General features: G+C 45.8%; 8 protein-coding genes. 1 reads left to right on the top strand and 7 read right to left on the bottom strand.

All coding sequences use genetic code 11. The features are described from left to right. Positions 1 to 14 precede the first annotated feature (14 nt). From GTQ38_RS12115 to GTQ38_RS12085, 7 genes are all read right to left on the bottom strand, one after another. Positions 15 to 1,307, bottom strand: coding sequence for a BaiN/RdsA family NAD(P)/FAD-dependent oxidoreductase (locus tag GTQ38_RS12115; protein WP_161435787.1), 1,293 nt, complete (start codon positions 1,305 to 1,307; stop codon positions 15 to 17). Beyond that, a complete protein-coding gene (locus tag GTQ38_RS12110) occupies positions 1,307 to 2,053 on the bottom strand; it encodes a glycerophosphodiester phosphodiesterase (RefSeq protein ID WP_161435786.1) in 747 nt (248 codons plus the stop codon). Before GTQ38_RS12110 ends, GTQ38_RS12115 begins: the two co-directional genes overlap by 1 nt. 72 nt (positions 2,054 to 2,125) lie before the next feature. After that, the gene (locus GTQ38_RS12105; RefSeq protein WP_394350967.1) at positions 2,126 to 4,006 is read right to left on the bottom strand and encodes an alpha-amylase family protein; all 1,881 of its coding nucleotides are present in this window, start codon (positions 4,004 to 4,006) and stop codon (positions 2,126 to 2,128) included. Positions 4,007 to 4,015: 9 nt separating this feature from the next. Continuing rightward, a complete protein-coding gene (locus GTQ38_RS12100) occupies positions 4,016 to 5,848 on the bottom strand; it encodes a glycoside hydrolase family 13 protein (protein ID WP_161435784.1) in 1,833 nt (610 codons plus the stop codon). Positions 5,849 to 5,925: 77 nt separating this feature from the next. Then, positions 5,926 to 8,232: a glycoside hydrolase family 65 protein gene (locus GTQ38_RS12095; RefSeq protein ID WP_161435783.1), complete on the bottom strand. Its 2,307-nt coding sequence runs from the start codon at positions 8,230 to 8,232 to the stop codon at positions 5,926 to 5,928. Then, positions 8,229 to 8,903 (bottom strand): beta-phosphoglucomutase, encoded by a 675-nt coding sequence (gene pgmB / locus GTQ38_RS12090; RefSeq protein WP_161435781.1) that lies wholly within the window; start codon positions 8,901 to 8,903, stop codon positions 8,229 to 8,231. Before pgmB ends, GTQ38_RS12095 begins: the two co-directional genes overlap by 4 nt. Positions 8,904 to 8,922: 19 nt before the next feature. After that, positions 8,923 to 9,942: a LacI family DNA-binding transcriptional regulator gene (locus GTQ38_RS12085; protein ID WP_161435779.1), complete on the bottom strand. Its 1,020-nt coding sequence runs from the start codon at positions 9,940 to 9,942 to the stop codon at positions 8,923 to 8,925. Between the two features lie 355 nt (positions 9,943 to 10,297). On the opposite strand from GTQ38_RS12085, the gene GTQ38_RS12080 reads away from it, so the two are divergent. Next, positions 10,298 to 13,414, top strand: a complete 3,117-nt coding sequence (locus tag GTQ38_RS12080) for a SusC/RagA family TonB-linked outer membrane protein (protein ID WP_161435778.1) — start codon at positions 10,298 to 10,300, stop codon at positions 13,412 to 13,414. Positions 13,415 to 13,420: the final 6 nt, after the last annotated feature.

Raw genomic sequence — 13,420 nt, 5'->3', positions numbered from 1 at the left:
ATTGGTTCAGATATTTAAAGATCTTTGGAGATGGCCTGGGCGGCGATATAGGCCCCGGTCCATGCATTCTGAAAATTGAAACCCCCGGTTATCCCATCCACATTGATCACCTCCCCCGCAAGAAATAAATTCTTGTGCAATTTGCTTTCGAATGTCTTAAAGTTAATCTCTTTCAGATGTACACCGCCTGCGGTTACAAATTCCTCCTTGAAAGTACTTTTGCCCTGAACCCGGAATTCCGATCCCGTAAGCTGGCCGGCCAGATTTTCCATTAGTTTTTGGGGTACTTCCGCCCATTTCATCTGCTCACTGATACCCGAAGCTTTTACAAGATTCCGCCACAAACGCCTGGGGAGATCCAGGGCCTGAGTGCGAAATACGGTCTTTCTGGATTCTACCACTTTTACTTCCCGTAACAGGGATTGCACCCCTTCCCTTTGGTATTCCGGAATCCAGTTGACCCTGATCCTGAAATTGTAATTGTAGGAGTTCAGGATATTGGCGCCCCAGGCCGAGAGCTTTAATACCGCAGGACCGCTCATTCCCCAATGAGTGATCAATAGAGGGCCTTCGGCTCTCAATTTAGGGGATCTTTCGCTGGCACTTCGCAATGAAACCGTGATGGCCTTTCTGGGTTTTCCGTCTTGAAGCACCTCCACCTGGGCATGGGTACTTACGCCCTGCAGTCCCTTGATCCTGTTATCAGAAATATTGAAAGTAAACAGGGATGGAACGGGACTTACAATGGTATGCCCCAGATTCTGGAGAATATCCCAAATCCTGATATTGCTTCCTGTCGCCAGGAGCACCTTTCTGGTGGTATAGGTTTTCTTTATGGATTTAACCCGCCAGTGGGTTTCGGATCCCTTCCCCTCATTATGGTCCAAAGGAATTATCTGCTTTACACCGCTCTGCCTAAAAAGTTGTATTCCCAGACGTTCAACCTGCTCCATAAGACTGTCAATAACGGTCTGAGAAGAGTCCGTTACCGGGAACATCCTACCATCGGATTCAGTTTTAAGCGCTACCCCCAGCGACTCAAAAAAGTCTACTGTATCAGCGCTACCATGCTTGTGAAGGGGGCCTAAAAGCTCTCGCTCCCCCCTTGGGTAATTCCGTACAAATTCAGCTGGGTCAAAAATGGCATGAGTGACATTACATCGACCACCACCCGATATTCTCACTTTGGCCAATACCTGTTTCCCTCTTTCCAGGATCGCTATCTTAAGGTGAGGACGAGCCAGGGCGATATGTATGGCCCCATAAAAACCGGCAGCACCGCCGCCGATCACAATTACATCAAACATTAACGGAGTCGTTCCGGGTAGTTAGTGAAAATACCGTCTACCCCTAATTCCTTCATTCTATCAATATCTTCGGGTTCGTTTACCGTCCAGGTATAGACCCTGTAGCCGGCTTGCTGTAAAGCAGTAACGTTTTCCCGGTTTAGCATTTTAAAATTGGGGTTAATGGCCATAGCATTTAGTTCCTTAGCCGTTGGAAGGGCTTCTAAGGGATCTGCTTCCGTAAGCACAGCGATAGCGATATCGTCATTCAAGCTACGCATCTTGCGAAGTTCGTCCCAGTTAAAGCTGGAGATAACAAACTGGTCCAGTGTCCAGCCCCTTTCCTTGATATAGTAATCTGTTATGAAATTTACACGTTGTGCGGTGTTAGCTCCTTTTAGCTCTATATTCAAAGCCACCTTGCCGTCTATCAGTTTCAGGACATCCTGCAATTGTGGGATCTTGTGGTTTCCGTCCAGAGTGAGCTGCATCAGATCAAAAATATTGTATTCTTCAATCTTGCCTCCACCATTTGTAAGCCTTTCTACCCTCTCGTCATGAAAAACTACAATTTCGCCGCTGTCTATTTTGAAGACATCAATTTCAATCATATCCACTCCCAATTCCATCGCCTTTTCCACCGAAGCGAGTGTGTTCTCCGTTTCGTGCCCCATCGCACCCCTATGACCAATAACCAAAAGCTCGTCTGACATATGTCCGCATCCAGTTGCAAGAAGGACTAAAACCGTTGCAAGTATCTGTCTCATCACAGCTCGTTTTAAGTGCTGTTAAATTTACGATTATGAATCGAATAAAAAACTTTTAAGCGCCTTTAGCCACTAATCTATACGGTAAATATAAGACTCTAAGGGAGATAGGTGTATCTTCAGTTTTCCCTGCCCATTTTCCACTTTCATTTCAATTTTGCTCCCATATAATTGATCTGTAAGGGTATAGGTCTCCTGATCCAATTGCCAGGCTGCAATCACGTTCTCAGGGATCTTTAGTTCAAATTCGTGGCTGGTATCCCTGTCAAAATTAGAGAGCACCACAAGTTTTTCATCTTCAGACCATCGGACAAAGGAAAGTACCCGATGGTTATAGGCTTCCGTATGATCCCGGTTGAAATAATGAATGTCTTCATAGGCCCCCATTAAACCCGGGCTGTTGATCGTAAAATTCAACAGGCGTTTGTAGAAGTCCCGCAATTTCTTTTCTTCCGGACGAAGCTGGCCTCCGTCAAATTTTTTCTCGTTCAACCACCGCTGGTGATGTGGAACACCGATATAATCAAATATAGAGGTTCTTGTCGGTTTTCCGAATCCGGCATCTTCTGCTCCGGGCTCACCCACTTCCTGTCCGAAGTAGATCATGGTGGGCGATGTGCTTAAGGTGGCGGAAACTACCATAGCCGGTTTTCCTATCTGTGCATCGCCAACAAATTCCGGGCTTGCTATACGCTGTTCGTCATGGTTCTCCAGGAAGTGCAGCATGTGGTGCTCAATATCTGCCAGCCCGCGCTGTACTACCGGAATATGATCCGTCCAGCCATGCCCCTGCATGATGTGTTTTAAACTATCGTACAGTTCTACCTTGTCGTACAAATAATCCATTTTGCCCCTGTGGATATAATCCCTATACAAACCCGGATTGTACACTTCGGCCAGGAGAAAAGCCTCCGGATTCTTCATCTTGATCGCTGAATTCATATAGCTCCAAAACTCTACCGGCACCATTTCGGCCATGTCAAAGCGAAATCCGTCAACGCCCATATCAAGCCAATACAAGGCGATATCCTTAAACTTAATCCAGGAGTCCGGAACCTGCTTGTCCGACCAAAATGCATGGTGTTCCTTGTAATCCATGGATGTGTATTCTTCCGGCAGAATTTCGAATTCAGCAGTGCCTTCCGGAGTAACACCGTAATTGATCTTTACTGTCTCATACCAATCGTTAAAATGCGGTTGAGCCAACCTTGAACCGTTACCCGTCCACTTCGCAGGGACCTCTTGAAACTTTCCGTCCACTTTGGGATGGGCTTCACCTCCAAGCGGTAAATATCCATTTTCCCATTGGGGTATTTTAAAGGCCGAGTCCGGGATGTAGTAAAAATTGTTGTCCCTGCTATAGGTCACGCTTTGATCGTCGGAAGAACCAAAGGGTTCTGATCCTTCCGGGGTGGCCTTACCTACATAATTCCGTGCTACGTGGTTAGGAACAATATCTATAAGCAATTTAAGGTCCGCTTTATGTGTACGACCTATTAAAGCTTTAAACTCCTCCAGCCGTTTTTCCGGTTCATCGGCCAGGTCGGGATTCACACTGTAGTAATCCTTGACCGCATAAGGCGATCCTGCCCTACCCTTGATCACATCAGGATCATCTCCGGATATTCCGTATTCAGAATAATCAGTGGCCAGCGCATGGTGGGGTACCCCCGTATACCAGACATAGGTAACCCCCAGGTCTTTAATTTCTTTAAGAGCCTTATCCGTAAAGTCGGAAAACTTACCCACTCCGTTTTCCTCAATGGTTCCCCAGGGTTTGTTGGTGGTATTGGTATTGCCAAACAAGCGCGTGAACACTTGGTAGACCACCTCTTTTCGCTTCTTTTTCATAGTGTCATTTATATCTGTGACCTTGTTCTCAGGATCTTTCTTTTCTCCACAACCCTGTAGAAACAGCACACTTAAAAAAAAGAACAGGGTCAATCGACTCATAGGATTAAATTAATGGGTTAGCACAAAAATAAAGGCCCCTTTCCTTTTTAAAGATAAGGCTTCATTCCATTTTAGCGTATCTCCGGAAATTATTTCTTTTACAGGTTGATCCTGGAGATCCAATTCTTCAAATCTTTCCAACTCCAGTTGCACCGGCTCCTGGTTCTTATTTAGCAGCAGGACAACGGTTTGGTCCTTACCGGATCTGGTCATTACATAAATTCCCTGTTCGGGTGCAAAATGAACCGTAGCTCCCTGTCTGATCGCTTCGCTGGTTTTTCTAAAATTCAGAAGCCGCCGGAGCTTGTCCTGCATTTTCTTCTGGTCCGGAGAAAGGCCTTCTCCTGTGAACGCGTTTATGGCATCGGAATCCCATCCTCCGGGAAAATCCGAACGGATCAGGCCGTGATCGCCGCGTTTGGTGCTATTCTGTAGCAGGACTTCAGTTCCGTAATAGATCTGAGGTATCCTGGGTGCAGTCAGAATAAAAGCCAGCGCCATTTCCATCAGCGCCAGGTCCTCGTTTAACTGGGTAAAGAGACGGTCTATGTCGTGATTGTCTCCGAAGAGCAGAAGATCCTGAGGCCTGGAATAGTGAAAATCGTTGGCCAGGGCTTCGTACAACTTGATCAACCCCCTGTCCGAGCGTTCATCTTCAACTAACGCCTGTACCAATGCCCGTTGCATGGGAAAATCCATAGTACTCTTCAGGTAGGAGCGATAGCCGTCCTTATTGGATGCTCCATCCTGCCAATAAGCTACCAACAAGGGGTTATAGCTCCATTCCTCCCCGACAATAGAAAAGTTGGGGTACTCCCTCATTACGGCGCTTGCCCATTCTGCCATAAAGGCTTTCTCAGGGTAGGAGTAAGTGTCTTGCCTCACGCTGCTCACACCCAGGGTCTCTATCCACCAAATGCTGTTTTGAATGAGATAGGTAGCCATAAAGGAATTCGATTGATTGAGGTCTGGCATAGACGGAACAAACCAGCCTCTGTTCATGATGGCTTTGTCTGCCTTAGCGGCATAATTATCCTGGTTTACGGTCCTGCGATGATTGGTGCCTATAAAAGGTTTTCCGGAAAGGTAATCCTGCTGGTAGTGTATCCAGTCTGAAAAAGGCAGGTCTTTCATCCACCAATGTTCCAGACCGCAATGGTTTACCACCTGGTCCATCACAATTTTGATCCCTTTTCTTCTGGCTTCCGACACCAGTTCTTTGTAATCTTCCAAAGTCCCAAAACGCGGGTCTACCATGTAGAAATCCGTAATGGCGTATCCGTGATAGGAGGCCTCGGGCATATCGTTGACCAGCAACGGGCTGGGCCAAACTGCAGTGAATCCCATTTCACTGATATAATCCAGGTGTTGAATGATGCCGCGGATGTCCCCGCCGTGACGCGCATAGTCTTCTTCACGGTTTACCCCCTGTTCCCTCATACCCGGAATACTGTCAATTGCAGGATTACCGTTGGCAAATCGATCCGGGGTGATCAGGTAAATAACGTCAGAGGTTGTGAATCCCTCGAAGTTTTCCTCCTCGCCTTCGCGGGCCAGAAGTTCGTATTCGAGTCGTTGAAGCGGTTCCGAGGCGTGCTCCAGGATTATCTCCAGGCGTCCGGCTGTTGTTCCGGCTCCGATCTCCAAATCGACAAAGAGGTAATTCAGGCTATCTCCGGGCTGCCAACTTCGGATCCTGACCTTATCGTGGGTAAGTTTCGGATTGTAAGTTCCAATATTATCACCCTGAATAAGCAGTTGCAGTTTGGATGAGTTGAAACCAACCCACCAATTGGGGGGCTCAATGCGCAATTGGTCTTTACGATCTTGGGAAACCAGCATATTCAGATGCAATAAACTCCAGAGAATTAGCAGGAAAACCTTTTCCTTCCTATTGCCTGGAGCTCAGAAGTTCAATTTTAGACACTGACCGGCTTGCCCGGTGCGAGAACTACTCTTTTTCCATGCACGCGAAGCGACATTTCTTCTTTCCCTTCGAGTTCCAGGCTCACATCTTCATGGCTTATTCGCACTTTGAGAATGCGGTTCCTGAAATTGATCTTAAAGGAGTAGGCCTCCCATTCTTTAGGTATTCTGGGTGTAAATGATAATTTGTCCTCCACGATACGAAGTCCCCCAAAACCTTCCACAATACTCATCCAGGTACCTGCCATTGAGGTAATGTGCAAGCCTTCGTGAACCTCTTTGTTGTAATCGTCAAGATCCAGCCTTGAAGTCCTCAGATAAAAGGTGTAAGCCTGGTCCATCCTGTCCAGTTTGGCTGCCTGTATACTGTGAACACAGGGAGACAAAGAAGACTCGTGAACCGTAAAGGGTTCATAAAAATCAAAATGCCTTTCCAGTTCTTCCAGGGAGAAATGATCTTCGAACAAATAGAAACCCTGCAGCACATCGGCCTGCTTGATATAGGGTGACCTCAGAATCCGGTCCCAGCTCCACTTTTGATTGATCGGCCGTTGAGATTTGTCCAGATCCGCAACGGTAACCAGTTCCTTATCCAGGAAGCCATCCTGCTGTAGAAAGACGTTGTGCTCTTCGGAATAAGGGAAATAGAGTTGCCCGGCAATGGTTTCCCATTCCTCTGTTTCGAACTCCTTAAGCCCGGTATGCCCGATAATGCGATCGTAGTCTTCCGGATAACCTTCTTTAACCTTGTTTAGCTGCTCAAGAGTATACTGCAAACACCACTTGGCAATGTAATTCGTATACCAATTGTTGTTTACATTGTTTTCGTACTCGTTTGGCCCGGTAACCCCAAGGATCACATACTTATCCTTATGTGTTGAAAAGGTGGCCCGCTGCCCCCAAAAACGCGATATGCCAATAAGTACTTCCAATCCCATTTCCGGAATGTAACTGTAATCCCCCGTATACCTGTAATAATTGTATATGGCAAAGGCGATGGCACCATTTCTGTGGATCTCTTCAAAAGTGATCTCCCATTCGTTATGACACTCTTCTCCGTTCATAGTAACCATAGGGTAAAGGGCAGCTCCGTCCGTAAAACCGAGCTTTTCACCGTTTTCAATGGCCTTTTCCAGGTGATTGTACCTGTAGGTCAACAAATTCCTGGCCACGGAATGATCTTTAGTAGCCATATAGAATGGAATACAATAGGCTTCGGTATCCCAATAGGTGCTTCCACCGTATTTTTCTCCGGTGAAACCTTTTGGCCCGATGTTAAGCCTGGAATCTCTGCCCAGGTAGGTCTGGTTCAGATGAAATATGTTAAAGCGAATCCCCTGCTGGGCCTTTACATCCCCTTCAATGGAAATATCGCTCATCTCCCAGATAGCGGACCAGGCTTTTTTCTGATTTGCCATAAGCGTCTCAAATCCAAGCGAAGAAGCATTTTTCATGGCCTCCTTCGCAGCCGCTATCAACGCATCAGCTTTGTGGTTTCTGGATACGGTGTACCCTCCTAATTTCTGAAGGCTAAGCGTCTCTCCTTTTGCTGTTTTATGCTCGTATTGATGACCCACCCACAGTTCCTTCTGTATCACAGACGGTTCCGCATGTACAGCTTTGCCGTTGTGCAAGAGATCCGATTGCATAAAAGTGCAGGTCTCAAAATTGGTTTTCATGGTGTGGGCTTCAATAAAGGCCTGATTGCCTTCGGAGCTCACACTGGTAGTATTCCAGAATTTATCGTCCCAATTGCTGTCTTCATTGGTGATACTACTGTCCAGGTAGGGAACGAATTTTATGGTTACATCGCCGCTCAACGGAGTAACTTCAAATCGTATGGCACCGATCTCATCGAGATCGAGACTAAGGAAACGGGTAGCCTTAACACGGACTGAGACGTCATTGGGGAGAGTGGCCTCAAAACTTCTCTGGTACCAGCCTTCCTTCATATTCAGTTCCCGTCTGAAGCCAGAGACAGATTTACAAGTGTTCAGATCCAGAGCCTCCTCATCCACATAGACATTTATTCCTATCCAGTTCGGAGCGTTCAGGACTTTAGCAAAGTACTCCGGGTAACCGTTTTTCCACCAGCCCACCCGGGTCTTATCCGGGTAGTAGACCCCTGCTATATAACTTCCCTGAAAAGTTTCTCCTGAATAGTTCTCTTCAAAATTGGCCCGTTGTCCCATAGCACCGTTTCCAAGGCTAAAAAGACTTTCGGAAGACTGAACCCGCTCCTTTTCAAATCCTTCTTCAATGATGGACCATTGATCTGCTGTAATGTAATCTTGATTCATTTCAATATGTTGTTGCGTTGTCGAATTAAGTTATCCAGGAATTCGGTACTGATGGCCGTAAAATCCCAAAAGTTGTGATCTGCTGCTTCCAGAATTTCGGGCGAACCTATTCCCACGCTGGTCATCCCTGCAATATTGGCTGCCTCTATTCCGGCAAGGGCATCTTCAAAAACCACACAGGAAGAGGGCGCTACACCAATTTCATCGGCAGCGATCAGAAAGACCTCAGGGTCCGGTTTGGCCTTGGTTACCCGTGTTCCATCCACCACTGCTTTAAAATAAGGTAAAAGCTTCACTTTTTCCAGGATGGGAACGGCATTTTTACTGGCAGAGCCCAGAGCCATTGGCACATCCAATTGCCTAAGGTAGTTCAGTACTTTAGGAACGTCCGCCAGAATTTCGGATTCGTCCATTTCAGCGATATAGGCAAGGTAATCCTCGTTTTTTTCAACAAGCCAGCGGTCAAATTGTTCCTGGGAGGCTTCAATCCCTCCGATTTCAAGCAAAATCTCCAGGCATCTCCTGCGGCTTACCCCTTTGAAAGATTCATTTTGTTCTTCCGTAAAATCGAAGCCTAACTCATTGGCGAGTTTCTTCCAGGCCAGGTAATGATATTTGGCGGTATCCACAATGACCCCATCCAAATCGAAAATAAATCCGGTTTTCTCCATGAAATAAATCCCTTGATTTTTAATTGATCGTAGATTCCCTCTCAATGAGGGTTGATTTTAGAATTTCCGTTCTATAGGTTTCATTTTCTTCTTCGCTTTCCACTTTTTCTATAAGCATCTGAGCTGCAATTTCTCCCATCCTCTCTCCGTGCTGGGCAACTGAGGTAAGTCTGGGGTTGGCAAACTTGGAAAGAATGCCATCTGTAAACCCTATAAATGATATATCCTCAGGAATCTTCAGCCCCTTTTTAATCGCGTGACGCATACAACGGATCGCAAAGATCTCATTAACGCAAAGTACGGCATCTATTTCCTTGGATTCAAAAAATTTTCCACTCTTTTGTTCATCTTCGTATTGGTAAGGCAGCCGGAGTACCAGGCTTTCATCTATGGCCAGCCCATTATCCTTTAAGGCCTCAAAATAACCTTCCGCCCTTTTTTCACTTACATTGAGATAACTTTCGGTTGTGATCAGGGCGATACGCTTACGGCCATTGTTGATCAGTTTGGTAACTGCCTGGTAGGCGGCCTCTTTGTCATCAATAACCACCTTATCGCACTCGATCTCATCGGTAATCCGATCAAAAAGTACCAGTGGTATCCCCTGCTCCGTGACCTCCTTCAGATGGTTAAAATCATTCTTCAACTGGGTTTCTGCGGATAGCGCCATAATAAAGCCATCTATACTGCCGTTGGCCAGCATCTCCATGTTGATTACCTCTTTGTCAAATGATTCATCGGACACGCAGACAATCACATTATAACCATGAGAATCCGCGTATTTCTCGATCCCCCTGAAAACGGTAGTAAAAAAATGGTGAACGATGTCGGGAATTATAACGCCTATATTCTTAGTACGTTTGTTTTTAAGGCTAATCGCGATATTGTTGGGCTTGTAATTGTAAAGCTTGGCAAACGCCTGCACCTTTTCTTTGGTATCCCGGCTGATCTCTTCACTATTTTTAAGCGCCTTAGAGACCGTGGAAATTGATACCTCCAATTCCCTTGCGATGTGTTTTAAGGTTATTTTTTGTTTCAAAACGGTTTAGCTTAGACCACGATAAAACCGGGTTTAAATATACGTAAAAGAAATCTTAAAAAATCCATTTATTTAACAGTTGCAATTACGGGCATTTCCCCTATTAAAAGCATACTTGAAGGATTGAGAATTAAAAAAGTACTATATTTGTTTCGGTTTTAATAAATATCACACCCCAATTGTAAGGATCACATAATTTAAACTACCTTAGATTATGTGTTCTGCATTTTCTAAAAGTTATTAACACGAAACCGTTTTCGTAACACCACTCATTATAACGTATAGGAAATTAACAATTTTTTTATATATGTTTAACCTTGGAATTAAAATTAACTAAACTTAAAATTAACTATTTATGAAGATTACGCTACTAAAGGCCTTTATGCTGGTTGGGGCAATTTTATGCTTCGGGCTGGTAAAGGCGCAAGACGTATCAGGTACCGTATCTGACGCCACAGGTCCATTGCCCGGGGCCAGTGTCGTTGTAAAGGGAACCACAAATGGTACACAAACAGATTTTGATGGTAATTATACCATTAGTAATGTAGACAGTAACGCCACACTGGTCTTTAGTTACATAGGGTATGCTACTCAGGAAATTGCAGTAAATGGGCAGTCGACCATCAATGTAGTGTTGGAGGAAGACGCTCAGGCCCTGGACGAAGTGGTTATCATCGGTTACGGTCAAACCACGATCAAGGATGCAACCGGAGCCGTTGCCGCGGTAACTTCGGAGGATTTCCAAAAAGGGGTTATCACCTCACCTGAACAGCTGATCCAGGGTAAAACTGCCGGGGTTCAGATCGCTCAGGCGAGTGGTGAACCAGGAGCGGGAGTAGCCATCAGGATTCGGGGTACTTCTTCCGTACGTTCCAACAACAACCCTCTATTTGTTGTGGACGGGGTTCCATTAGCAGGAGACGATACCTCTGCTGAAGGGTCTAATGTCGGTGTTGGTTCCAGTTCGGCCAAAAACCCATTGGCGTTCCTTAACCCGAATGATATTGAAAGTATCAGTATTCTGAAAGATGCCTCTGCAACCGCGATCTACGGATCCAGGGGTGCGAATGGTGTTGTGATCATTACTACCAAAAGTGGTAAAGGTGGTGCCGAAGGCGGAACCTGGGAGTTCTCTTCTGAACTTAGTTTCGCTACACCCGCCGAGGAGTACGATCTTTTAGACAGAACCGGATTCTTAGCGGGAGTTGCCCAATTCGGAGGTGATCCTGCTGCCCAGGATTTTGGGGCCAACACAAATTGGCAGGATTATGTAACCCGTTCTACTGCTTCCACAAATAACAACCTGGCGTATTCTATGAATTACGGAAGCGGTAATGTAAGAGCTACCTTTAACTATGGTAAGCAATTCGGTGTTGTTGAAAAATCTTCTCAGGAAAGAATAACAGGACGTGTTAACTGGGCACATCGTTTCCTTGACGATAAGCTTAGATTGAACCTTCAGGGTACATTATCAAGAGTAAACGACGAAGCTCCACCACTTAGTGGTAGTGCTGGTTTCCGTGGGGATTTACTCGGTGCAGCTTATTCTGCCAACCCAACCTGGCCGGTAAGCGCTTCTTTTGATACAGGAGGCCAGATCAACCCGGCCAACCTGTTGGAAAATTTCCAGGATGAGACGGCCACAGATCGTATTCTCCTTAATTTTTCTGCCGAGTACGATATTACAGATGAACTCACAGCCAAAATTAATTTAGGTTATGACAAGTCTGATTCTTCACGTGAGCAAAGCATTAACGCTCTTGCAACCAATGTAGATAGAGGAGCCCAGGGAAATGGTAGAGGAGCTTTGTCAGATGTAATTGCTGAAAACAGGCTATTGGAAGCTACTCTGACTTATACCAAGGAGTTTGAAAATTCAAGACTTGAAGCTTTGGGAGGTTTCTCTTATCAGGATTTTAATAGAAGAGGAAGAAACGTTACCGGATGGGGTTACGCTACTCCGGACCTCAACCAAATGGCCAGTGACCTGGAAGCTACTGCCAACGGCTTGGAAGCTCTGATCAGCGGAAGTTATCAATCATACGGCAGTGGACAGGGAGCCAGTGACTTTTTTGTGACAAGACTTTTCCCAACGGCCCAAGTGGATATGCTTCCACTAAGTGGCGGTGTGAAACAAGTGCGATCTGTATTCGGAGACACTTTTGACTTCACTGACGAACTACAGTCTTTCTTCGCCAGAGTCAATTATTCTATCGCAGACAAATACCTCTTCACAGCTACAGTAAGAGCGGATGGTTCGTCCCGATTTGGTGAGAACAATCAATACGGTATTTTCCCATCAGGAGCCTTTGCCTGGAAGATCAACGAAGAAGACTTCATAGGCGAGAGCATTTCAACCCTTAAGTTGAGACTAGGATATGGTGTCAGTGGTAGCCAGGATGGTTTGGGATATGGTAACTTCATTAGAAGGCAACGCTATGCTGGTGGAAACCTTATTCAGGATAATGGAGACATTAATATCCCTGGAATCACTTCGGTTTCCTTCGCAAACCCGGATCTGAAGTGGGAATCCACAACTCAGTATTCCATAGGTGTTGATTTCGGATTCAACAACGATCGTCTGAACGGTAGTTTTGATGTATACTATAAGGACACTCAGGATCTTCTGCTCAGCGTTACAGCGGCTCAGCCATCACCACAGCCGTTCTTTTTCCAGAACCTGGATGCTAACGTAATTAACCAGGGTGTTGAATTTGCTCTGAATTACGATATCGTACAAGGTGAGGACTTCTACTGGACTGCCGGTTTCAACATGGCATACAACGAGAATGAGATCCAGAACTTTGACGGATTTATCCCTGCAGGTACAATCCGTGGTCAGGGTCTCTCAAGAGCCTTCTCCCAGTTATTGGCAGCCGGCCAACCGCTTTTCGCTTTCTTTGTAAGGGAATTTGAAGGATTTGACAGCAACGGACAGCCAATTGGTGATATCCAGCAATTTGTGGACAAGGGAGCTCTTCCTGACATTACCGGAGGTTTCTCTACTTCGCTTAACTACAAAAACTGGGATTTCGCGGCCTACCTAACCGGCCAATTCGGAAACTATGTTTACAACAATACAAGAAACGCATTCTTTACGGCTGGTGCCATACAGAATGCAAGAAATGTGACTCCTGATGTTCTGACTAGCGGGGAAGCTGGTTCTGCAGAGGCAGCGGTTTCTACAAGATTCCTTGAGAAAGGTGATTTTGTAAGACTCCAGACCGCCTCTATCGGATACAATGTTCCGGTTTCAGGAGAGGGTGCATTTAAATCACTTAGGTTATCTTTGACAGGGCAGAACCTTTTCGTTATTACTGACTATAGCGGTCTGGATCCTGAGGTTAGTGTTGCTCCGGCTCCTTCGGCTGCAGCGGGCGACCTGTTAAACGGACTACCAGTTGCTGGTATTGACTATACTGGATTCCCTAGACCCAGAACGGTAACTTTCGGAATTAATGCTACATTTTAAATAAAA

Origin of the sequence: Poritiphilus flavus, from assembly GCF_009901585.1 — a bacterium.
Taxonomy (GTDB): Bacteria; Bacteroidota; Bacteroidia; order Flavobacteriales; family Flavobacteriaceae; genus Poritiphilus; species Poritiphilus flavus.
Note: the sequence above shows the minus strand (reverse complement) of the source record. Positions and strands in the feature narration are given on the sequence as shown.